The sequence below is a fragment of the Ensifer sp. NM-2 genome (assembly GCF_003024455.1).
Classification (GTDB): Bacteria; Pseudomonadota; Alphaproteobacteria; order Rhizobiales; family Rhizobiaceae; genus Ensifer; species Ensifer canadensis.
The window spans coordinates 159,045-180,897 of sequence record NZ_PVZR01000004.1 but is presented as its reverse complement, the minus strand read 5'-3'; the positions used below and the strand labels follow the sequence as shown (position 1 = coordinate 180,897).

Below are 21,853 nucleotides of genomic sequence, written 5' to 3'. Positions count from 1 at the left end.
TGCAAATTTCAACTTCGCCAAACAAAACGAACCAAAATTCCCACTAAATTGGTGGGGAATTTGTATGATGCGCCGCAACCGCCCGATGTGTACATTCGGATGGCAAGCGCGACCTCGCGTAATGAGCATATATGCAGGAGTTAGGGAAATGACTGGCAACACGATCGACTTTGGCAGACTTTCAGGACAGGGCCGGAAAGGAAGGCGTTCTATCCTCGCCACCGCGGCCTTGGCCATGGTTCTGTCGACGAGCACGGTAGCGCTCGCGCAGGACGCAAACTTCGATCCGGATGCCTCCATCGTCATCGGCTCGCTCTATGAACCGCAGAATCTGGACAACACCGCCGGCGCCGGCCAGGGCATCAACGAAGCCTTCAACGGCAACGTCTACGAGGCGCTATTCACGCTGACCGACGCGGGTGACGTCGCTCCCGGCCTCGTGGCCGAGCAGACCATCAGCGAGGACGGCCTGACCTATACGTTCAAGCTTCGGCCGAACGTGACCTTCCATTCCGGCGACCCGCTGACGGCGCAGGATGTGAAGCACAGCATCGAGCGCGTCGTGGCACCGGATTCCAAGAGCTCGCGCAAGAAGAGCCTGGCGACGATCAGCGAGATCCAGACGCCCGACGACCAGACGGTGGTGGTCAAGCTCTCCGCCCGCTCCATCTCGCTGCCCTATAACCTCAGCTACGTCTGGATCGTCAACGACGCGGCGAAGGATCTGAACGCCAGTGAAGATGGCACAGGCCCTTACCGCCTGGACGAATGGCGCCGCGGCTCGTCGCTGGCGCTGACCCGCAACGACAAGTACTGGGGCACGGCGCCGACCAATGGCGAAGTCGTCTTCCAGTACTTCACCGATGCCACTGCGCTGAACAATGCGCTCCTGACCGGTGCCGTCGATGTCATCACCAGTGTCCAGAGCCCGGATTCGATCGCCCAGTTCAAGGACAATCCTGATTTCACGGTGACCGCCGGCCAGTCGACCACCAAGGAGCTTCTGGCGTTCAACGACAGGGTCGAGCCGTTCAACAACGTCAAGGTTCGCAAGGCCATCGCCCGCGCGGTCGACGACAAGAAGCTTCTGCAGTCGATCTGGGGTGAATACGGCACGCTGATCGGTTCCTTCGTGCCGCCGACCGATCCGTGGTACGTCGACCTGACCGGCGTCGATGCCTATGACGTCGAAAGCGCCAAGGCGCTTTTGAAGGAAGCCGGTTTTGCCGATGGCTTCTCGTTCAAGCTCGACACGCCCAACTATGATCCGCATCCGATCGTTGCCCAGTTCCTGCAGAGCGAACTGGCGAAGGTCGGCATCAAGGTCGAAATCAACATCATCACCGCCAACGAGTGGTACACCAAGGTCTATAAGGCGCATGACTTCCAGGCGACGCTGCAGGAACACGTCAACCACCGCGACATCGTGTTCTACGGCAATCCCGACTTCTACTGGGGATACAACAACCCGAAGGTTGTCGACCTGATCAAGGAATCGGAAGCTGCGGCCAACACCGACGAGCAGGCGGCCAAGCTGACGGAGGCAAACCGCATCATCGCCGAGGACGCGGCAAGCAACTGGCTTTATCTCTATCCGCAGATCGTGGTTTCGAGTTCCGCCGTCACCGGTTACCCCGTCAACGGCCTGAACTCACAGTTCTTCGCCTACAACATCAAGAAGAGCGGGAACTGATCGCTCGTTTCCCAAGCGATCCGTTATAGTCGCGTACATGTAAGGAGCCCCCGAGCGAGTTGGGGGCTCCCTTTGCCTTGCAGCTGACGGCGATTCATTGCGTCGACAACGCTACGTCAGATCTTTTCCAAGCAACACGACAGTCATGGCGCGCCAAGGACGCATCAGCGTTCGAAACGTGCTGCATCATTCCCGTGAAATCGATGAGGGTATAAGGGATTATGCAGTAGCCTCCTCGTTGATTTTGTGCAAAAGCCAGCGCTCCGGCCCCGGGTATTACACCCGTCGGACGAAAGGAAGCCTACCATTCTCGCCTATGTCCTGCGCCGCCTCGCCATCCTGATCCTGTCGCTGCTGATTGCGGCGGTGGTGCTGTTTGTGCTGTTGCGCCTGCTGCCGGGCGACCCGGCGAACGCCCTGCTTTCCGTCGGCGCCGATCAACAGCAGATCGAGGCAGCGCGCGAACAGGTCGGCTCCAACTTACCGCTCTGGGAGCAGTTCCTGCGCTTCGTCGGCAGCCTTGCGCGCTTCGATCTCGGAACGTCCTTCGTCAGCGGCAAGCCCGTTATCGAGGAAATCGCCGCCCGTCTAACCGTAACGGTGCCGCTGGCGCTGCTGGGCTTTGGGCTCGCCGTTATGATCGCCGTGCCGCTCGGGATCGTTTCGGCAGTCAAGGCCAACCGCTGGTACGGCGCGGCCATATCGACCGTGTCGCAGCTTGGCATCGCCATCCCGGTCTTCTGGGTCGGAATCCTGCTTGTCACCGTCTTTGCGGTCAATCTTCGGCTCTTTCCGTCGGGCGGTTATCCCCGGCGCGGCTGGCAGAACGAGGGCCAGGTTCTCTATGCGCTCGCGCTGCCGGTGCTGACGATCGGGCTGGTCATGGCCGCCTCGCTGATCCGCTACATCCGATCCGCAACCCAAGATGTTCTCGGCAGCGACTATCTGCGGACGGCGCGTGCGCTCGGCGCCAGTTTCTCGCAGGCGCTGATCCGGCACGGCATTCGCAACGGCGCCGTGCCGATCGTCTCGATCCTGGGCATCGAGCTTGCAACGACCCTGCTTGGCGCGGTCGTGGTCGAGCGGGTGTTCGCCCTGCCCGGCCTTGGCTCGATGCTGCTGCTGGCGATCGAACAGCGCGATTACCCCAACGTCCAGGGCGTGTTGTTCATCTCCACCCTGCTGGTGCTGCTGATCGGCTTTGCCGCCGATCTGCTTCAGCGGCTGATCGATCCCCGCTTGCGCGAACGGGCGACAGGAGCTGCGCCATGACCGCGCTTGACCTTTCGACGGGTAGACCCGCCCGCAGACACTCGCTGTCGCTTTCCATCGGGCTTGCCCTTGTCGGCCTCAATGTCGCGGTTGCACTCCTCACCCTGTTCTGGACACCCTATGACCCGCTCAATGCCTCCGGCGGCCGGCTCGAAGCGCCGTCGCTGCTGCATTGGGTCGGAACGGATCGGCTCGGCCGCGATTACCTGACGCAAATCATGATCGGCGCGCGCACGGCGTTGATCGTCGGTACTGGCGCTGTTGCGATCGGCGCCTCGATCGGCGTGACGCTCGGCATCCTCGCCGCTTTCGCGACGCGCCTGCTCGACGATGTCATGGCCGCCACCCTGGATATTCTGATCGCGTTCCCGACGCTGCTGCTGGCGATGCTGGTGGTCGCGGCCAGCGACAGTGCTAGCCTGTGGTCGGCGACCCTGGCACTTGGCCTGGCGATTTCGGCGATCGTCGCCCGCTTGACGCGGATCCTTGCCAAGCGTGTGCTGCGCCAGGACTACATCGTCGCATCCCGGACCTCCGGCACCTCGTGGCCCGGCGTCGTCGTGCGCCATGTACTGCCCAACATCTGGCCGACGCTCTCGGTGAACTTCGCCTTGCAATTCGGCCTGGCAGTGATCGCGGAAGCGTCGCTCTCCTATCTCGGCCTGGGCGCACCGCCGCCGAACGCATCCTGGGGCAGGCTGCTGCAGGAGGCACAGGGCACGGTCTATACCGCCCCCGTCGGCGCGATTGCACCCGGCATTGCCCTCGTCGCACTGGTCATTGGCATGAACCTGCTTGCCGACGGCCTGCGGGACGTCGGCGACCCGACACGCGGGAGATCGCGATGAGCGCCTTGCTTTCCGTTCAGGGCCTGACCGTCCGCGCTAGCGGCAAGACATTGGTCTCGGACCTGTCGTTCTCCATCGGCTCCGGCGAGCGAATGGGACTGATCGGCGAATCCGGCTCGGGCAAGTCGATGACCGCTATGGCCATTACCGGCCTTTTGCCGGCGAACATCTCCGTCACCGGCTCGATCGTGCTCGATGGCCAGGAGGTGGTCGGCACTGAAGACAAGCGCCTGAACCGGCTGCGCGGGGTCGCAACCGCCGTCGTCTTTCAGGAGCCGCTGACAGCCCTCGATCCGCTGATGAGAATCGGCAAGCAGATCGCCGAGCCGGTGCGCCGCAGGCTCGTGCGCGAACAGGGACGCGCGACGCGTTCAGCGGTCGACCGCGAAGTGCTCGACCTGCTCGACAAGGTCGCCCTGCCGCAACCGGAGCGCATTGCCAACGCCTATCCGCACGAAGTGTCGGGCGGCCAGCGCCAACGTGTTGCGATCGCCATGGCGCTTGCCTGCCGCCCAAAACTTCTGATCGCCGACGAGCCGACGACCGCGCTCGACGTCACCACCCAGGCCGAAATCCTCAAGCTGCTCGACGGGCTTGTGCGTGAAACGGGAATGGCGCTGCTCTTCATCAGCCATGACCTGCCTGTTGTTGCCGAAGTGGTCGAGCGTGTGATGGTGCTGCGCGACGGCATCGCGCTTGAAGAGGGCGCCGTTGTCGACGTGTTTAGCAACCCGTCGCACGACTATACGCAGACGCTTGTCGATGCCGCGCGCATGTTCGACGAGGCCCTTGGACGGACGGGATCGTGATGCTGGACCTGCAGAATGTGAACTTCGGCTATTCCCGTCACCGCAAGATTTTGAGCGACGTGTCGTTCAGCGTGCGCGCCGGCGCCAGCGTTGGACTGGTGGGCGAGTCCGGTTCGGGCAAGACGACACTGCTGCGGCTGCTGCTCGGTCTGGAGCGGCCCACGAGCGGCACGATCCGCTTCGGCGACGATGCACTCGATCCGGCCGATGGCGCGTTCATGCGCCGTTACCGGCGCGCGGTGCAGCCGGTGTTCCAGGACCCCTATTCGTCGCTCGATCCTCGCCAGAAGGTGCTCGACATCATCGCTGAGCCGCTGCAATCGCTGCGCATCGCCGGTCCACGCAAGGATGCGGTGGCGCAAGCCCTGGAGGCTGTGGGCCTGCCGCTCGATGCCATGCAACGCTACCCGCACGAATTTTCCGGCGGACAGCGCCAGCGCATCGCGATTGCGCGCGCAATCGTCGCCCGTCCACAGATCATTCTTGCCGACGAAGCCGTCAGCGCTCTCGACCTGTCGACCCGCATCCGGATCGTCGAACTGTTCAAGACGCTGTCGGCAACGCTGACGCTGGTGTTCGTTTCGCACGACCTTGGTGTCGTCGCATCGCTTTGCGAAGAGATGGTCATCCTCGAAAAGGGACAGGTGGTCGAGAGCGGCAAGACGCGCGATATCCTGACGGGGCCCCAGCATCCCTATACACAGCGGTTGCTTGCCAGCATTCCGCGCATGCCGGCCTGAGCGCTTCGGTCACTCACGAATCTACCGTTAGCGACCCCCTCACCAACGAACAAAGTACCTTGATCTAGAACAACCCCCCGTCGAGCGGAGTTGCCCATAGTGCCGCCGGCCGCAGATTCCCTGCCGCCGCATGCCCTGAATGGCAATTTTCAACTTCTTCTGGGGGTCCGGAATCATGTCTACTCGCTCCATCCTTCCAACCGCCGCCGCACTCGTTTTGCTGGCGGCCTCGGTCACTGCGGCTCAAGCCTCGGACCTTACCGCGCCGAGCGAGGCCGCCGCTCAGCTACCGGCTGCAAGCGAGCAGAGCCCATGGATGATCCGCGCCCGCGCGCTTGCCGTTTTACCCCAAGACAAGGCATCGCTGCAGTTGAATGGCACGTCACTTGACGGCGAAAAAGTCGGCGTCAGCAACTCGGTCGTGCCCGAACTCGATATCACCTACTTCTTCACCGACAATCTTGCGGCGGAACTGGTCCTGGGCACGACCCCGCACAGCGCAAGGGGCAGCGGTTCGATCGCCGGTCTCGGCGAGATCGGCAAGGCCTGGTTGCTGCCGCCGACACTGACGCTGCAGTACCACGTCAATCTCACCGACACGATCAAGCCCTATGTCGGCGCCGGCGTGAACTACACCATCTTCTACAATGAAAAAGCCCAGGGCGACTTCTCCAGCTTCAACCTCAAGAATACCTTCGGCGTGGCCCTGCAGGCCGGTGTCGACATCAAGCTCGACGATCACTGGGGTATCAACTTCGACGTGAAGAAACTGTTTCTCGAGCCAGAGGTCAACGCGACCCTGCCGGGCGCCGGCACGGTGACGGGCAAGGTCAAACTCGATCCCTGGCTGATCGGCACAGGCATTACCTACCGCTTCTGACGTTTTTCGCCAGCGGATGACACCGCTTCAGGTCTATAGCGCCGCGCGCCATATTAGACGCGCAAAGGTTGCTGTAGCGCTTTGAATGGCTGCATGTTTTTATCCTTGAATCGAATAGGATTTAAGGAAACATGCAGTGGAAAATCTCCGCCCTCGCCGTTACACGGCGAGGGCAGCAACCAAACGGACAGTCGTACGTCATGCGTGATGGGCGGTGACGGCCTTGACCAATCCGGTCGTCAATTCACGGCTGCTCGCATGCGAAATATCGCCGAGCGACAACATGCCGACCATTCGCTTTTCGTCATCGATCACCGGCAGGCGCCGTATCTTCTTGCTCTCCATCAGGCGAACAGCCTCCTCGATCGTTTCGCTGGTGCGGCAGTAGACGATATCCCTTGTCATGACATCGCGCGCAGTCAGCAACGCAGCGTCGTCGTGCCCGTTTGCCCATGCCCGCAACGCAATGTCCCTGTCCGTCACCATGCCGATGAGGCGATCGTTTTCGCCGACCGGCAGAGCGCCGATGTCTTCGTCACGCATAATCCTTGCCACGGTGCGCAAGTCCGTTTCAGGCGCTATCCAGCGCGCGCCGGGGTGCATCGCTTCCCACGTTCTCATTGCATCCTCCTACGGTTTGGAGGAATGACGATAGCCGAAGATCGTGGCCAATCATTGATCCTGACGGCCGACTTGTTCGCCGAACGTCGCTTATCGCAACTCCAGCAGGAAGTAGGTCGTCGGGCCGGACGGGCCGTCGTTGCTCAGGCGAAATTTAACCGCACCGGCGCCATCGACGACCGGTGGGTGAACTGTTCCGTCAAGACCCACCGGTGAAATGCGCCACTTGGCCGCCGTCTTCGACAGGGAGAGATCGACAGTCCCCTGCCGGATCAACACCGGCAACCGGCCAAAACTCTCGATGACCTTCTCTTCACTGTCACGGAACGTCATGTCCGTGTTCTGGGCGTCGGTTGCAAAGATCAACAGGAAACGCCGGCTGTCGGACAGGGTTGCCGGAGGATCGAGCGCCGAGAGAGCGACAAGACCGTTGCCGTCGGCGCGCTCCACCCGCAGCACACCGAGGTCGACCGGTTCGCGCAGGGACGCAAACGCCATCGCTTCCGTCGCCGGCGTCGCTACGCGCAGCTGCCTGGCGAAACGATCGAGAACGATTTCACCGGTGCTGCTTTGATAGATGCCGGCATCGACGGTCGTTGCGTTGTCCGGCTTCAACCTACTGCTCGCACGCAGCAGCGCCAGCACATTGTCGCTGCTTTCCCGCCGCGGCTGGGTAACCGCGATCGCATCACCCAATCGCTCGGCGCGTTCCAGACCGATACGACCGACCAGGGCAAGATCGGTCAGAGACTCCGGCTCGCGCGCCTGCATGTCGTCCGTCAGATCCTCCTCGCCGCGCACGGAAAATGGGATCGTCACATCCGAGGTCGCGACATCGCCGCGCCGATAGAGCAAGGCGGCCAGGGTTTCGCCCGCGCGCGCAACCGGATCGAGGGCGATCGCGTAGGGCAGCATCGCTTGCTTATGCGGAAACGGCTCACCATAGGCGAGCGCGATCGGTCCATGGCCGTGGCGGCAAAGGGCGTCCCAGCCCTGAAGGGCGGCATAGGCCGGCATGGCAAGACCACCCTCGTAGCGGTAGCGGTTCCAGAACAGGTGGTCGTATTCGCTGACGACAAACGGTTTTCCGAGCCAGCGCGATGCAGCGATCATCCTGATGTAGTTGACGCTATCGGCAATTGAGCTGGTTTGAAGGAGTTCGCTGCCCGGCGTGTAGCCGCCGACCCAATCGTGGTAGGTGTTCGCCGTGATGACTTGGAGGTCGCGCCTGCTGAGGGCCATCTGGCTCGACGGCCAGTTGTTGTAGTTGGTGATCAGGCCCGTGTAGCCAAGGTCGCGCAGAACCTTGCTCATGCGTGCGGTGGAGGCACGCTCGGTTTCGACAAAGAATGCCTGAAGATCGCGCAGACGCGGGCTGTCGTTATAGCGGTCCCGAGGCAACCTGATCCCGCCGGTTTCAAGCACTTCCCCGGAATCAAGCACGCCCCAGACCTTCGCCAGGCTCGCCGTCGTGCCGTAACGCTTCTTCAGCCAGAGATTGAACGGCTGAGCCAACCGGTCGTCATAGGGAGCCCGGCCGGGCCGATCATGAACCACCGCCTCAAACTCCAGGCCATTCTCATTGGCCAGAATGACCAGGGCCAGGGCCTCGTCGCGGATCGGAGCTTCGCCTGTGTAAGGGTTCACGCGCCCGAGGACCGCCTGCTGCAACCGCCTCCAATGCTCAAAGGTCCGATCGTCCAGATGTAGCATGAGTTTTACATCGCCGCCGGTGTCCCAGCGGTCATCGAAACCGCCATAGGCGCCACGCGGCGACGACAGGCCGTCGATAATCCAGTGGATGCCGTTGCGCTTCAGGGCCGCAAGCAGATACTGGATCCGATCGAGCGTTTCCGGGTCGAAATCGAGATCCCGATCACGCCCGAACATCAGACTTGCGTCGACGAAATGCAGGCGCGCGATGTTGTAGCCATGCATCGCCAGCTGGCGCGCATAACGGTCCGCGCCTTCATGATCGGGGGAGCCGCCGGACGCAGGGCTCCAGGCAAGCGAGGCGCACAACATCCTGACCGGCGTATCCGGCGCTTTCGCATAGGCGAGACGTCCCTCCTTGCCGACAACCAGTCTATGACCGCCATCGATCCGGCCGTTGGGCAGGATGGACGAGAAGTCGAGCGGGCTGCCTGGTCGCAATTCGAGGGAGATCTCCTTCACCGGAACCCATTGATCCGCGGCGCGCGCAGGCACGCACATCACCGCAAGCGCCAGCACCGTAGCCAGACATCTCTGGCGCATCAAGCTACCGCTCCAAGCAACTTGCTCTCGATCGGAACCTCCGGTCTTCGCCGCCGCCCGAAAAAACCGACAGGCAGTGCAGCGGCGTGGAAGAACCAGGCGACGACCGTGTACAGCCCCATGTTCAAGCTGCCTTTGCGAATGCTCATCAACACGATGACTGCGGCGAGGACAGCGAAGACGATGCCCAGGCCGACAGCCAGGCTCGGCGAGAACAAAAGCACACAGAGCGAGAGCGCCCACCACAGATAGACGAGACACCAGAGCTTCAGCTCCGGCAGCTCACGCAGCAGCTGGAAGAAATACGGCCGACCGAGCGACGCGCGCAGAAGTTCGCCGATACCGAAGAGATATTTGCTTTTCCAGCGTCGAACCAGCAGGCGATAGGAATTGACAGTATGTCCGAAGTGCTGAACGAAACGCCGGTCAAGGCGATGCAACCCCCATCCGGCGCTTCGCAGCCGGATGCCGAGATCGAATTCTTCGTATCCGTGCAGGTTGCGATCGGAGAGGTAACCGACCGCTTCGATCGCATCGCGCCGGTAGAGCCCACCGCCGTTCATCCGGTCGATCGATCCGATCCGGTTTTCCGGCGAGTTGCGATTGACGCGACGCGAGAACTCGAGATTGGACGTCAGCATCTCCTGGACATGGCCGGTAACGCCGGCAACCTCAGGATTGTCGGCGAGAAACGCCACGGCGACGGCGAGAAAATCACGGTCGAGCAACATGTCTCCGTCAAGCAGACAGAGATGGTCGCCTTTGGAGTATTGAAAGCCGAGCTGCGGGCCAATGCCGCAGCTTGGCCGCGCCGGCGGGCTGATCTGGGCGATGACGACGGGATATTGCGCGGCAATCTCGACCGTTCGGTCGGATGAGCCGCTGTCGGCGACGATGACTTCGCCACCTGTCGCTCCGAGGGCAGCAAGCGCACTTTCAATCGTGGCCGCTATTCGCTTCTCTTCGTTCAGCGTCTTGATGATGACGGATACTGACAAGCGCGCCTCCAAAATCACCGGGGCGTCTACAGCGCCGCGCGTCAAATATGACGCGCGAAGGACGCTGTAACGCTTGAATCCTGCTGCATAATTTTCTCCTTAAATCGATTCCGATTTAAGGAATTATGCAGTAGCCAAGCGTCCCGGCGCAGCCAGTTCTACCCGCGATACTTTGAGTTTTGGTTTATTTGCACCAGCAATTGCAGCAGACGCGACCGATTGCGGATAAGGACCCAACCCGAAGCCACGCCGCATGCACCGCCAAGCAATTTGATGGCGAGGTCCCCGATCCGGGCGTGACGGTCTGCCGACACCACCTGCAGCAATTCGAACCCGATGGCGGTGGCCAAAACGAGCCCGAGGACAAGCAGGAGCCGCCGGGGATAGGCAATTGCAAAGAGCAGCCCCATCAGCCCGAACGCGCCGAACCGCTCGACATGCACGAACGTGCCCATACGCGGGCGCAGATCGAGTGGTGATAGGGTCGAATAGGCGATCACGGCGAATATGAGCCAGCCAAATAGGCCAGCGGCGCGTTTGATATTCATACTGTTCTTGTCTCTCCGCACCGCACACAACACGGCAAAAAATCAGCCCGACGGCAACAGGGATGTCGCGTGCGATTGCGCGCGATCTACTTTGCCACCAACGCGCTATACACCGCGACGGTCTTTTCCGCCACGCTTGTCCAGCTATAGGCGGCTTCGGCGTGCGCCGCACGGGCGCGCATCTCGCTTTCACTGGGCGGATTGGCAAGCTTCGCCGTCATCGCCGATGCCAGCGCCTCGACATCGCCAAGCGGGAAATATTCGTCGCGTGCAAGGCCAAGCTCGACATTGGCAACGATATCGCTCGCGAGAACCGGCAAGCCATAGGCCATGGCCTCCAGCAGGGCGATCGGCATGCCCTCGTGGCTGGAAGGCAGAACGAATAGTGCCGCATTGCCGAAAAGCTCCGCAAGCCGGTCACCGGACTGAAAGCCCGTTAGAACGACACCTGCGATATCACCTGCCAGCCTTCTCACCTCCTCGGTGTAGGACGTCTCGAATTCCGCACCGCCGGCCAGCACCAACCGGAACTCCGGACTGGAACATTTGGCATAGGCGCGGATCAGATCGAGCTGGCGCTTCTCGGGCACGACCCGTGCGGCAAGCAGAATGTACCGCCGTGGCGCAAGGCCGAACTCGGCAAGAATGCCGGTCTCGCCCCTGGACGGCGTGACCGACACCCCGTTGGGCACAAGGGCCATGGACACATTGTGCCGCGCGCCCATGGTCTCAGCGATATCCTTCGAAATGGCGATCCGCCCGCTTGCAAAGCGCATGCCCAGGCGTTCACCGAGCTTCAGCGTACCCTTGGCAAGAGCACCCCATTTTTGCCGGTCGTAGTCATAGCCATGATGGGTCACGACCACCTTCAGGCCGAGCATTCTCGCAAGCGGGACGAACAGTGCTGGCCCGATCGCATGGATATGCAGCACGTCGGGACGCTGCCAGCCCGCGTAGCAAACACCCATGAAAGTGTGAACGATGGCTTCCAGCGCCATCCGGCGCGGCGCCCAGAACGGAACGACACGAATGCCATTCCAGCTGTAGGGGACAGATGCCGGAAGATATCGGCGCCGCCCGATCACGTCGACGTCCCAGCCGTGCTTCGCGAGCTTGCCGGCAAGGATCTCGACATGCTTTTCGATGCCGCCCTGCACATCCGGAATTCCGCGCAGGCCCAGCATCATCACGCGCCGCCGTCCGGTTCGCGCGCTCAGCCGTCGATCTTTGCCTGTCAACTCGCGATGATTGTGCACGAGGTGGACTCCACGCTGGGCAGTACCGCCCTTCCCGTCGACGCCTTCCAATATTCCAGATTGTACAATCTCAGTGGAAACCGACGGCTGTTGCCGACGATCAACTTGCGAGACTCGTAACTTCCTGCCCATGGCGTGGCCTCAAAGATTGCGCACCCAAGGCCATTTACGTTAACAATACTTAATAAGATCGTAATTAAATCGTTAAATATCTAATTGTTCGATCAATAAACGAACATATTTAATGCCGCGGTAAGTATATTCGCAAGTCTTGGTTAATGACGCAAGGATAAATCTGCCCAACTAGGTCGCCCCGAGCGCGGCATAGAGATCAAGCGTTCTGTCGCGATAAGCATTGGCGGAGAAATCCCTGGATATCCACGCCCTGCCGGCAGCGCCCATGCGGGCGCGCGCTGTCGGCCCAAGAGCGGTCATGCCGGCCAGCGCCCTTGCCAGATCCTCGGCGTCTCCCGACGTTGCCGTCATGCCCGTTTCCCCGACCTGGATCATTTCCGGAATGCCTCCGACGGCTGAACCGACCACCGGCCGTCCCAGAGCATAGGCTTCCAGCAAGCTGATGGGCGCATTTTCGTACCATTCCGACGGCAGTACGAGTGCCCTGGATGATCCGATCAATTTGTGTAGGCTCTCGCCTGAGAGATATCCGGTGAACGTCACGTCTGCATTAAGCTCGCTCGCGAGCCGACGAAGCGATGCCTCTTCGGGGCCTGTACCGGCGACGACCAACCGCTGTTTCGAAAGTGCCGCCGCCTTGATCAGCGTGGCGATGCCCTTTTCGGGCGCAAGCCGGCCTGCGAAAACGAAATAGTCGCCCTCGTCCCAGGCGCTGCTGTAATCGTCCACATCCACGAAGTTCGGAATGTGCACCATCTGCTCACGCGGCCAGCCCCATTCGACAAGCTTCTCCACGTAGAACCGGCTCGGAACGACGATCCGGTCGACCTTGTTGCGATAGAGGCCCAGCGTACGATGCAGCACCGTTTCTGCCAGCACGACACCGCTCAAGATCGCCGAATCCTTGACGCAGCGGTGGCGCAGGACGTTGTAGACCCGTCCACCGCGGCAGTCCTCGCAGATCTTGCCGTCGCGCAGCATCTTGTAGGAAGGACAGGCAAGTTTGAGGTCATGAGCCGTCATGACAACCGGCACGCCTGCTGTCTTCAACGTCGAAAAGATCGCCGGCGACAGGTGGTGATAGACGTTGTGCGCATGCGCAACCGACGGACGCGCGCGGTCGATCAGCCTGGCGATGTTGCGCTGCCCTTCGCGCGAATAGACCACGCTTGCCGCCTGCTCTATTTTCCGCAGAAAGCTCGTTTGCCGACCAAATTCGATTTCCGAGACGAAGTACTCGGACCATTCAGAGCGTTCATTGTCCTCGTGCTCCATGGCAAAGGGCACGACGTCCCAGCCGATATCGGCGAACATCTTCATATGATCGAAGAACACCGCCTCGGCGCCGCCGCGCCGATAGAAGTAGTTGTTGATGGCGAGAAGTCGCTTGCCGGCAGCTACCGTGTTGGGCACATCGCTCTCCTCATTCGCCAAGCCGATCGAGTGCCTTGTCGACCGGCAGGACGGTGCATCCCTTCTCGACGGCATATCGCACGAGCTGTTCGAACGTCTCCGGTGTACAGCCATAAGGCGTCGGTCGCGGCGCGATGTCGTGCGTGAAAAAGACCAGCCATCCCGGCTGCGCGACGAGATCGTCGATCCAGCGGGTCAGCGCAAGCGCGTGTGCTTCGGGCTGGCGGATCTCGACCGCCTTCAACATCAGCGGATCGACCGCACCGCGGTTGATCGCCTCCCCTGCGGCCCGGCACGTACGGTAGCGCCGCCGCAATTCCCTGCGCGCCATCGGCCAGGCGGCATTGTAAGGAAAGGCGAAGTTCCTTGCCGGCTCCGCGACGCCACTGGCTGCCAGATAGTCCGCATTTCGGTCGAGGTCGCGCGCAAGCGCGCCTCCGGTGAGGCGCCTTATCTTGCTATGGCCGAAGGTGTGGCAGCCGACTTCGTGTTCGCGCTTGGAGAGAGCCTCACAACCCGCAGCCGTGATCAAGGTTCGATCCGGCTCAACCCGCCCTTCGAGCCCCCCGGCAATGTAGAATGTGCCGCGGACGCCGTGCCGTTCAAGGATTTCGGCACCCTGGTGCAAGGCGCTGTCAGGCACATCGTCGAAGGTGAACGAGACGAGCGGAACGTCGGTCGCAACGGCGAGCTTCTTCTGAGCAAGGCGCCAGATCAGACGATTTGCCAGCCGGTCGACAAGGCCGTCAACCTTTTGCAAAAACTCAGGCATAGGCCACGCCCCTTTTTTCGGCAGATTGAGACGGCAAGGCAAGGACCGCGCGGGCCTGCAAATGCAGACCGTAGAGCGAAAACAGGAAGGTGAACCACAGCAGGTTGCCGCCCTCGTAGAACAAGCTCTCAAGGCCGGCGTTGAAGATCGTATAGAGCCAGACGCGCGTAAAGAGCCGCGTGAGATGTGAATGCTGCTCGGCGGACGCCATGCGGGCAATATTGCGCAGCGGCAGGATGAGGATCCACAACACCGTGAGCAGCAGCCCGGGAAAGCCCGTCATCAAGGCGATGTCGAGATAGGAATTGTGGCCGTTGGCAGCCGCCACCGCCCAGGTCTCGATCGCTCCGCCGCTGTGGACCAGCTCTTCCGTTTGCCAGAATGCCTTGAAACCGTAGCCGGTGATAGGCTGCTCGGCGAGCGCGGTGAACGCGAAGCGCCAGATATCCGCCCGGTTGGTGAACGTCGCGTCGATGCCAAGTTCGGTGATGAACTCGCTGAGCGGCATGAATACGGCTGATCCGACGGCAAACAGATTGAACAGCCCGACGCCACCGATGACGATCGGGATGCGCAGGAGACGGATCTTCTCGAATATCCAGGCAAGCAACAGGATCGCCGGCAGCATCGCGGTCGAGGTCTTGCCGCCGGTATGGATGAGGAAGTTGAACGACAGCAGCACGATGGCGATCCCGGCCAATCGCGACCAGCTATTCATGACGAAAAGCCCGAAGAAGGCCGCGATCACCATCGCGGCGGCCGCACTGTTCTTGTGCGGGAAATGGCCGCGCCATAGACCCGCATTCATGGGCTCGCGCAGTTCTGACGCCTGATGAATAGAGAGCATCGGCTTAAAGGCGATGCCGTAATAGGCAACGCCGAGCATGATGAGCGTACCGATGCCCAGCATTTTGGCAAAATGCCGTTCGCTGGCGGGCAACAGCAGGTAGATGCTGGCATTGACCGTGACCATGATGGCAAGAACGGTGCCCTTGATCCCAAGCATTGGGTGGGCTGAGATCACCGATACGAAAAGGAACCAGGTAAACAGCACTGCAAGCAGCGGCCGCGGCTGCAGGATGATATTTCGCATCGGATGGCATAGGCCGTAACCGAGCATGCCCGTAAACAACAAAAGAGAAACGATCTGGTTCAATCGGTTCGAATTACCGGCCGACGGATCAAGCACTGCTGCTCCCGTCAGGTCGACGAACGGGGTGATCGATATCCAGAAGAACAGAAACGTCGTCATGAACAGGACGGTGCCGACACGCAGCCGCAGCGTTTCGGCGGCATTGGTTTCGGCGTAGGCGGCGCTCGTCATTGGCGCGCTCCCGTCAGGCAGTCGCCGGCTGCGGGCGGCGAATATATCTCCACAGGCCGAGGGCGATCGCTGCCGACACACCAAGGAAAAGGCCGAGCATAGCGCCGGCGACCAGCAGGATCACCGTACGTGGCGGCCACGTGCGTGCGTTGGGCGGCAACGCCCGCGAGATCACCCGCACATTGGTCGTATCGATCTGCTGCTGTTCGGTAATTTGCTGGGCGCGCGCAAGATGCGTCTCGTAAATCGCCGCTTTGGCACGGGCATCGCGCTCCAGATCGCGCAGTTGCACCTGAGACTCATTGTCGGTGAAGACATTCGACTTCTCGACGTTTGCCTTACCGCGCAAGGCTTCAAGCGCCTGCTGCTCGCGATCCATGTCCGCCTTGGCCCGCTCCAGAATGCGCCGGGCCTCGTCGGCAAGCGCACCCTCGATCGTCGCGCGCTCGGATCGAGCCGACACCAGACGGGGATGCCGTTCGCCGAACGTGCGCTGCATCGAGGCAATCTGCTGCTGGAGCAAGTTGTACTGCTCGCGCAGGTTCGTCATGTTTTCGGACTCGAACTCCGACGCGCTGGCGGTTCTCCCTTGAGCGATTGCCGCACTCATCTGGTTGTAGCGTGTCTCCGCCTGGATGAAGCGCTGCTGTGCGTCCAGGACCTGGGTGTTGAGTTCACCGGAAAGCTGGTTGCTGACCAATTGACCATTGGTCGACTGCAGGCCGTTGACCCTGCGGAAATCTTCCACCGCCCGCTCGGCATCGGTCACGTTGCGGCGCAATTCGTCCAGCCGGGCGTTGAGGTTCTTGGCGACACGCCCTGCACTTTCGGCCGCCGACTGAAACAGCTCCTGCTCGAAGGCATCGACGATCGCGTTCGAGAGGGTCACGGCCTTTGCCGGCTCCTCGCTCCAAACCTTCATGACGACGACGAAAGAACGCTCCTCGCGCCGCGCCTCCACGCGCTCCGAAAGCGCGCGCATGGCTGCAAGCTCGTTGTTGACCTCTTGTTCCTGCTTCGATGAAAACAGGTTGCGCAGCGATGCAAAGGATGCCGGCTTGACGAACTCGGGATCGCGCGTGAGCTGCAATTCGTCGATCACCCGCGCCAGCACATTGCGTGACGTCAGGATCCGGAGTTTGCTCTCCACCTCCAACAGCTGCGCGTCACGCTGCGGATTGCTTGTAAAAACATCGTCGCTGACAACGTTGAGATTGGACGGGTCGACGACGATATCCGTGTAGACGGTGTATCGAGGCGACGCAGTCATTGCATAGACAAGGGCCGCAAATGTGCAAATCGTCACTGCGGCGATGATCCAGAGCATACCGTCGCGCAGCCAGCGAATACCGTCGTCTACCCCGATCTGGCTGACGAGGTGAAGCCGCGGGAAGAACAGGCCACCGACATGCGGCGTCGGCTGCGTCTCGGTCTGTGCCCGCGCAACCACCTGGGAACGCCGGACTTCCGGCTCTCTTCGCGGCGCTTGCTTTTCTTCAAAAGGAGGGAGCGCGTCCTCGTCGTCTGTCGGCAGAAGGTTGAGCAACGAACCGCCGCCGACCATCGCACGTTGACCGTGCGCTGGCTGAGGCGACCTTTGTTGTCGGGGCTCGTTCGGCCTATACATCCGCATCCCTCACGCCCGCTTCAAGACGCAAAAATCGCCGGCTTGCGCGTCTCGTATCTCCAATGAAGGATTAGAGTTGTACGGTGAAAATTCCGTTAATCGGCCCGGCAGCCGTTTACCTTGACGCTTAGAAGTCCGTCAGCAACCGGCTCCAGCTTTCGGATGCCAGACCGCCGATATAGAGGTCGTTGCGCAATGCCGCGTCCTTGAGATCTCCATGGCGCGTTACCATGCAGAAATAGCCACGGTGGCGGAACGTCAGCCAGCGTTGGCGCGAGATCGCGTTCATCAGAAATGGTTGTGCGGCGCCTGTGGCCTGGGCGTAACCTTCGCGGTCGAGGCAGGCAAACATCTCGGCCGTCACCTCAAACTCCCGACCCGGTTGGCAAAGCACATTCAGAACCGTCGCAGTCCTGTTCGCCCTGCCAAGAAAGAGGAAAACGCCAATCGCTCTTCCATCCGCCGTTACTTGTCGGAAATGCACTTCACCGAGGCCTTGGTTCTTACCGGCGATCGCGACGAGCCAATCGAACTCCTCGGTTGACCAAACGGGCCTGACCGAAAACCGTTCCATCATCGGTCGGGCGCAACCGAGAAACTCGCCGGCCCCGATCACCTTCGTCATACATCCTGAAGCCGGGGTGGGTTTGACGGATGGTCTTCGCCAGCGCAACACCCTGTCGAATGCACCAAGGACACCGAGCACCAATTTCGAACCCAATGCCGGAAATTGACGGCTGGCACGAATGGCGCTGCTGGTAGCCGGTCGAAACGATCGCTGCCACTCCAGGCTTTGTATCGGAAGCACGACCCCGCCCCCGGCAACCCAATGGTCCGCACTCACCGGCGACGAATTATCCGAGAAGCACATGTCCTGGCGCGCGGAGCGCATCGTACGAGCGAGACATGCCGCACCAACGGCACCCGCCTTGCCGTCTGACATGAACGCGCAAAGAAGCTTGCCGACGGTATGGCGACCGTGGATCGAGAATTCCATCGGCAATGCCAGGATTGCGCTGGCGATGGTGCCGTCGCCGTCATCGTAGACGATACTGCCATGCTCGGGAGAGTAAAGCGGACTGCCGAAGAAGACCGCTTCAAGATACTGCCGGAGGTCACCACTTGGCTCAATGTCGCGCTTGCGGAAAATCTTGCTGAAGAGCGAGCTAACTGCAGGGATATCGCCCAGCTCCATCGGTCTCACGCGGCCCGGGTGCTGCATGCGATGCCCGATGGCTGTGGCAGTTTCCAGTTCCCTCACCTCAGCCTTCATGCGCCATCCTCGCCGGGACGACGCGCTCAACCGCTCCCTCCCTGTCGCGCCGGACGAAGCGCAGGAAGACACTCCAGGAAACGATGACCATCGCGATCTCGATCACATAGAAGGAGATGAACGTGCCCGCAGGTGGCGCATACCAAGTCGCCCACGCTGTCAACGCAGCGCCAAGGACGCTGCCAAGGCCCATGACAGAGGCACGCGCAGGGTGATGCCCGGATGCTCCGAGCGCTTCCATTGCGACCGACCACATGGCAATCGGCACGACGACCCAGCAGAGAATTCGAACGAAGGACACCAACGAGACATAGTCCTTGCCGAAGAGGTAAGGCAGGACCGGCGCAAGCACGAAGACCGCGATCGCCGCCGCAATACTGATCGAAGTGGCAGCAACGAGCACCTTGCGTACCCGCTCGAAGGCATGGTGCAGGCCGGAGGCCGTTGCCTTGGCCGAACCGGGATAAATCAACCGGTTCAGCGCCTCGACCGAGAGATAGCTGCTCTCCAGCATGCGCCGCGCGACGCTATAGCTCGACATCACTTCTGCGGAGGCAACGAGGCTCAGGACGAGCAGGTCGGCATTCTGGCGCACCGCGCGCAGAATGAAGGGGATGCTGAAGTAGAGCCCCTGCGGCAGCTCTTCGCGCACGATCCCATAGACGGGCCGGCCAAGGCCTTTTACGGCATACCAGCAACCGATGGCGACGAGCACATGGCATACGAACTGCCAGACCGCCCAGGAGGCAACGGTCGCCACGCCAAAGACGATACAGGCGAGCGCCGCGGCGATGGTGCGGGCGATGGCGAAGCCGACGACAACCTTGTTGGCAGGTGCGAAATTCGAGTGAGCGAGAAAGATTTGCTCCGTCAGCACGATGACGCGAACGAAGATGATGTTGGTGACCAGCATCAGCGTAATCACGGCAATGTTGGTAGCCGGGTCAGCTGACAGCGTGAAGAAGAACGGCAGCGCAATCGCGCCAAGCAAAACCAGAACGATGCCGCTGATGGCGGTCAAGATGACGTTGTGACCGAGCATGCGAGAGTACATGCTCCGGTCGCGTGCGACGCGGCGCACGAGGCACTCCATCGCCCCCAACCCGCAGAGATGCACGGCAATATTGGCAACCGCCGTGATCGCCACGAAGACACTGAACTCATGAACGCCGAGCCAACGTGCGAGGATCGCGAACGTCAGAAGCTGGGCAGCGGATCCAATGATGAGGCTGCCGCCCGAGGCGGCATAGGACATGATCATCGACAGGAACGGTTTGTGCGCGCCCGGTTCTCTGAGACCTTCCGATGCCATCCCGATCTGCCCTTGACAACAATCCGACGAAATGTGCGTCCGATGCCGGATGGGCGTTGCCGCAACAGCCGAGCACACGCTTCCGATCATCGCAAAGAATAGCACTTAGAAATGATTGCGCGGTTAACACTCCCGCTTCAATTGCATTTTAGCTTCCGTTTACCTGATTGCAGTAGTGTGGATCGTGCAGCCATCGATCGACGCATGAAGGAGAGGCCGTGCCGCAAAACAACAATCCCCTTCAGGATGATCAGGCAAGCGGCGTGGCGCCGCGTCTGCACCGTTTCATGGACGTCGAACTCGAACTGGCACCCGATGTCTTGGTGCCGCGAGAAGAAACGGAGCTGCTCGGACGCACGGCTTCAAGGATCCTGCATGACCGGCCATCCGGCGCAACCGTCATCGACATGTGCTGCGGCTCCGGAAACCTGGCGCTCGGGCTTGCAGCCGATGTCGTTTCCGCCCGCGTCTGGGGTGCGGACTTGACCGATAGCACCGTTGCGCTGGCCCGCAGAAACGTCACTCGCCTGAACGTCGCCGATCGCGTCACCATACGACAGGGCGATCTGTTTGGTGCGCTGGCCGACGACAATCTCGAGGGCTCGGTCGACATGATCGTCTGCAACCCGCCCTATATTTCGACATCCAGGCTCGAAGGTGACAGCGCCCACCTGCTTGAAGCCGAACCGCGGGAAGCTTTCGATGGCGGCCCATACGGCATCTCGATCCATCAGCGCCTCATCCGCGATGCTGTGGCTTTCCTGAAACCGGGCGGCTGGCTGCTCTTCGAGTTCGGCGCCGGCCAGGATCGACAGGCATCCGCCCTTCTCGCCCGCACCAAGGCCTATGAGGCCGTCACCTTCGCCACCGATGTGGAAGGCCGGCCACGCGTCGCCATCGTCAGGAAACTTGTTGCTCAAGCATCCGTTGCGGCGGGTGCCGGGGACGAGGAACGATGAGTAACATCCGGCCGCTTGAACCCGCAGACATTCCTGCGATCGCTGGAATGTTCCAGAGGGTTTTCTGCAAGGATCAGACGGAGCCGCCAGCTGCGCTCGTCGACTATATGCGGCAGCTCTACCTGGACGCACCTGGCTGCGATCGCGAGATTCGGCCCCTCGTCCACGTCAACGGCGACGGCCGCATCTCCGGTTTCGTTGGCGTTAACGCGCTGCCGATGACGTTTAACGGGCGGCCGTTGCGAGCCGCCATATGCGGCTCCCTTATGGCCGAGGATCGTGAAAGCGATCCGATGGCGGGTGCACGGTTGCTGAAGGCCTTCCTCGCGGGTCCACAGGATCTGTCGTTCAGCGAGACCGCAAGCGAAGTATCGACTCAGATGTGGACGAAACTGCGCGGTATCGTACTGCCGCAATACAGTCTTGATTGGGTGCGTGTCATCCGGCCATCGGCATTCACGCTCAGCGTCGCCGAGCACCGGATCAAGCTCGCTCGGCTGGTCAATCCGCTCGCGCATGCGTTTGATCGTTTCTATCGCAACAGGATGGGTCGCGGGGAGCGGCGCTGGTCGGCCGTCCCCGAAAGCGGAACGGGACAGGCAAATTTTCGCGTTGGTGAAATCGACAGAAGCGGTTTCGCCGATCTCGTCGGTCCGCTCACTGCCCAATTCCCTTTGCGCCCGGATTGGGCGGAAGGGCAGCTCAACAACATCCTCGCAGACGCGGTGCAAAAACCTGATCAGGGTAGCGCAATCTTCGCATCCGTCACCGCGCGCACCGGAACCGTCGTCGGCGCCTTTGCCTATCACGCTCGCTCCGGCGATATCGGCCGCGTGCTGCAGATCCTCGCCCTTCCCGGACAGGCCGGCCCCGTCATCGATTGTTTGATCGACCACGCAGCCGCGCGCGGTGTCGCGGGTCTGCGTGGTCGGACGCAGCCAGCTCTCCTTGAGGCCATGCTCGGTCGTCGCATCGCCTTTGTGCACATGGCGTCAACCGTGATCCACTCGCGCGACGACGAACTCGTTCAGGCGTTCCGCCATTCGCAAGGGTTTATAAACGGGTTGGCCGGCGAACATTGGAGCCGACTTATGGGCGGCCGCTTCGACTGACCGAT

General features: G+C 61.3%; 19 protein-coding genes. 8 read left to right on the top strand and 11 right to left on the bottom strand.

Annotated elements, in window-relative coordinates; translation table 11 throughout:
- Nucleotides 1–235: 235 nt before the first annotated feature.
- The 6 genes from C6558_RS10330 to C6558_RS10305 all read left to right on the top strand — a co-directional run bounded on the left by C6558_RS10330 (nucleotide 236) and on the right by C6558_RS10305 (nucleotide 6,242).
- A complete protein-coding gene (locus tag C6558_RS10330; protein ID WP_245449152.1) occupies nucleotides 236–1,693 on the top strand; it encodes an ABC transporter substrate-binding protein in 1,458 nt (485 codons plus the stop codon).
- Between the two features lie 321 nt (nucleotides 1,694–2,014).
- Complete coding sequence (locus C6558_RS10325) at nucleotides 2,015–2,965, top strand: ABC transporter permease (RefSeq protein ID WP_256371971.1); 951 nt, start codon at nucleotides 2,015–2,017, stop codon at nucleotides 2,963–2,965.
- Nucleotides 2,962–3,813: an ABC transporter permease gene (locus tag C6558_RS10320; protein ID WP_057211290.1), complete on the top strand. Its 852-nt coding sequence runs from the start codon at nucleotides 2,962–2,964 to the stop codon at nucleotides 3,811–3,813. Before C6558_RS10325 ends, C6558_RS10320 begins: the two co-directional genes overlap by 4 nt.
- Entirely contained in the window at nucleotides 3,810–4,622 is an 813-nt protein-coding gene (locus C6558_RS10315) for an ABC transporter ATP-binding protein (RefSeq protein ID WP_025428560.1), read from the top strand. The genes C6558_RS10320 and C6558_RS10315 overlap by 4 nt, the downstream gene beginning before the upstream one ends.
- The gene (locus C6558_RS10310) at nucleotides 4,616–5,362 is read left to right on the top strand and encodes an ABC transporter ATP-binding protein (RefSeq protein WP_107027208.1); all 747 of its coding nucleotides are present in this window, start codon (nucleotides 4,616–4,618) and stop codon (nucleotides 5,360–5,362) included. Before C6558_RS10315 ends, C6558_RS10310 begins: the two co-directional genes overlap by 7 nt.
- 175 nt (nucleotides 5,363–5,537) lie before the next feature.
- Nucleotides 5,538–6,242, top strand: a complete 705-nt coding sequence (locus C6558_RS10305) for an OmpW family protein (protein ID WP_107027261.1) — start codon at nucleotides 5,538–5,540, stop codon at nucleotides 6,240–6,242.
- 198 nt (nucleotides 6,243–6,440) lie between these two features.
- On the opposite strand, the gene C6558_RS10300 is transcribed toward C6558_RS10305, so the two are convergent.
- The 11 genes from C6558_RS10300 to C6558_RS10250 form a co-directional block, all read right to left on the bottom strand.
- On the bottom strand, nucleotides 6,441–6,863 hold the full coding sequence (locus C6558_RS10300) for a CBS domain-containing protein (RefSeq protein ID WP_025428557.1): 423 nt from the start codon (nucleotides 6,861–6,863) through the stop codon (nucleotides 6,441–6,443).
- Between the two features lie 90 nt (nucleotides 6,864–6,953).
- Nucleotides 6,954–9,119 (bottom strand): glycoside hydrolase, encoded by a 2,166-nt coding sequence (locus C6558_RS10295; RefSeq protein WP_107027207.1) that lies wholly within the window; start codon nucleotides 9,117–9,119, stop codon nucleotides 6,954–6,956.
- Nucleotides 9,119–10,117, bottom strand: a complete 999-nt coding sequence (locus C6558_RS10290) for a glycosyltransferase family 2 protein (protein ID WP_025428555.1) — start codon at nucleotides 10,115–10,117, stop codon at nucleotides 9,119–9,121. Before C6558_RS10290 ends, C6558_RS10295 begins: the two co-directional genes overlap by 1 nt.
- Before the next feature lie 158 nt (nucleotides 10,118–10,275).
- Nucleotides 10,276–10,665 (bottom strand): VanZ family protein, encoded by a 390-nt coding sequence (locus C6558_RS10285; protein WP_025428554.1) that lies wholly within the window; start codon nucleotides 10,663–10,665, stop codon nucleotides 10,276–10,278.
- 86 nt (nucleotides 10,666–10,751) lie between these two features.
- Complete coding sequence (locus C6558_RS10280) at nucleotides 10,752–11,852, bottom strand: glycosyltransferase family 4 protein (protein ID WP_244445466.1); 1,101 nt, start codon at nucleotides 11,850–11,852, stop codon at nucleotides 10,752–10,754.
- A gap of 372 nt (nucleotides 11,853–12,224) precedes the next feature.
- On the bottom strand, nucleotides 12,225–13,469 hold the full coding sequence (locus C6558_RS10275) for a glycosyltransferase family 4 protein (protein ID WP_025428552.1): 1,245 nt from the start codon (nucleotides 13,467–13,469) through the stop codon (nucleotides 12,225–12,227).
- A gap of 10 nt (nucleotides 13,470–13,479) precedes the next feature.
- Complete coding sequence (locus tag C6558_RS10270) at nucleotides 13,480–14,241, bottom strand: polysaccharide deacetylase family protein (RefSeq protein ID WP_107027206.1); 762 nt, start codon at nucleotides 14,239–14,241, stop codon at nucleotides 13,480–13,482.
- The gene (locus C6558_RS10265) at nucleotides 14,234–15,565 is read right to left on the bottom strand and encodes an O-antigen ligase (RefSeq protein ID WP_057226712.1); all 1,332 of its coding nucleotides are present in this window, start codon (nucleotides 15,563–15,565) and stop codon (nucleotides 14,234–14,236) included. Before C6558_RS10265 ends, C6558_RS10270 begins: the two co-directional genes overlap by 8 nt.
- 13 nt (nucleotides 15,566–15,578) lie before the next feature.
- Entirely contained in the window at nucleotides 15,579–17,192 is a 1,614-nt protein-coding gene (locus C6558_RS10260) for a GumC family protein (RefSeq protein ID WP_057218175.1), read from the bottom strand.
- 127 nt (nucleotides 17,193–17,319) lie between these two features.
- Entirely contained in the window at nucleotides 17,320–18,465 is a 1,146-nt protein-coding gene (locus C6558_RS10255) for a hypothetical protein (RefSeq protein ID WP_057218177.1), read from the bottom strand.
- A complete protein-coding gene (locus C6558_RS10250) occupies nucleotides 18,455–19,777 on the bottom strand; it encodes a lipopolysaccharide biosynthesis protein (protein ID WP_057218178.1) in 1,323 nt (440 codons plus the stop codon). The genes C6558_RS10255 and C6558_RS10250 overlap by 11 nt, the downstream gene beginning before the upstream one ends.
- Nucleotides 19,778–20,064: 287 nt before the next feature.
- Between C6558_RS10250 and C6558_RS10245 the strand changes: the two genes are divergently transcribed.
- Together C6558_RS10245 and C6558_RS10240 are read left to right on the top strand one after the other, a co-directional pair.
- Nucleotides 20,065–20,736 carry a HemK/PrmC family methyltransferase gene (locus C6558_RS10245; protein ID WP_081789000.1) on the top strand — a complete coding sequence of 224 codons (672 nt, stop codon included), beginning with the start codon at nucleotides 20,065–20,067 and terminating at the stop codon, nucleotides 20,734–20,736.
- Nucleotides 20,733–21,848: a hypothetical protein gene (locus C6558_RS10240; RefSeq protein ID WP_025428545.1), complete on the top strand. Its 1,116-nt coding sequence runs from the start codon at nucleotides 20,733–20,735 to the stop codon at nucleotides 21,846–21,848. The genes C6558_RS10245 and C6558_RS10240 overlap by 4 nt, the downstream gene beginning before the upstream one ends.
- Nucleotides 21,849–21,853 lie beyond the last annotated feature (5 nt).

Excerpts from the sequence above, each read along its gene's own strand:
- C6558_RS10285 (WP_025428554.1), bottom strand. The coding sequence starts at position 10,665 with ATGAATATCAAACGCGCCGCTGGCCTATTTGGCTGGCTCATATTCGCC.
- C6558_RS10280 (WP_244445466.1), bottom strand. The coding sequence starts at position 11,852 with ATGATGCTGGGCCTGCGCGGAATTCCGGATGTGCAGGGCGGCATCGAA.
- C6558_RS10330 (WP_245449152.1), top strand. The coding sequence starts at position 236 with ATGGTTCTGTCGACGAGCACGGTAGCGCTCGCGCAGGACGCAAACTTC.
- C6558_RS10260 (WP_057218175.1), bottom strand. The coding sequence starts at position 17,192 with ATGTATAGGCCGAACGAGCCCCGACAACAAAGGTCGCCTCAGCCAGCG.
- C6558_RS10250 (WP_057218178.1), bottom strand. The coding sequence starts at position 19,777 with ATGGCATCGGAAGGTCTCAGAGAACCGGGCGCGCACAAACCGTTCCTG.
- C6558_RS10265 (WP_057226712.1), bottom strand. The coding sequence starts at position 15,565 with ATGACGAGCGCCGCCTACGCCGAAACCAATGCCGCCGAAACGCTGCGG.
- C6558_RS10240 (WP_025428545.1), top strand. The coding sequence starts at position 20,733 with ATGAGTAACATCCGGCCGCTTGAACCCGCAGACATTCCTGCGATCGCT.
- C6558_RS10320 (WP_057211290.1), top strand. The coding sequence starts at position 2,962 with ATGACCGCGCTTGACCTTTCGACGGGTAGACCCGCCCGCAGACACTCG.
- C6558_RS10300 (WP_025428557.1), bottom strand. The coding sequence starts at position 6,863 with ATGAGAACGTGGGAAGCGATGCACCCCGGCGCGCGCTGGATAGCGCCT.
- C6558_RS10305 (WP_107027261.1), top strand. The coding sequence starts at position 5,538 with ATGTCTACTCGCTCCATCCTTCCAACCGCCGCCGCACTCGTTTTGCTG.
- C6558_RS10245 (WP_081789000.1), top strand. The coding sequence starts at position 20,065 with ATGGACGTCGAACTCGAACTGGCACCCGATGTCTTGGTGCCGCGAGAA.
- C6558_RS10295 (WP_107027207.1), bottom strand. The coding sequence starts at position 9,119 with ATGCGCCAGAGATGTCTGGCTACGGTGCTGGCGCTTGCGGTGATGTGC.
- C6558_RS10270 (WP_107027206.1), bottom strand. The coding sequence starts at position 14,241 with ATGCCTGAGTTTTTGCAAAAGGTTGACGGCCTTGTCGACCGGCTGGCA.
- C6558_RS10255 (WP_057218177.1), bottom strand. The coding sequence starts at position 18,465 with ATGAAGGCTGAGGTGAGGGAACTGGAAACTGCCACAGCCATCGGGCAT.
- C6558_RS10315 (WP_025428560.1), top strand. The coding sequence starts at position 3,810 with ATGAGCGCCTTGCTTTCCGTTCAGGGCCTGACCGTCCGCGCTAGCGGC.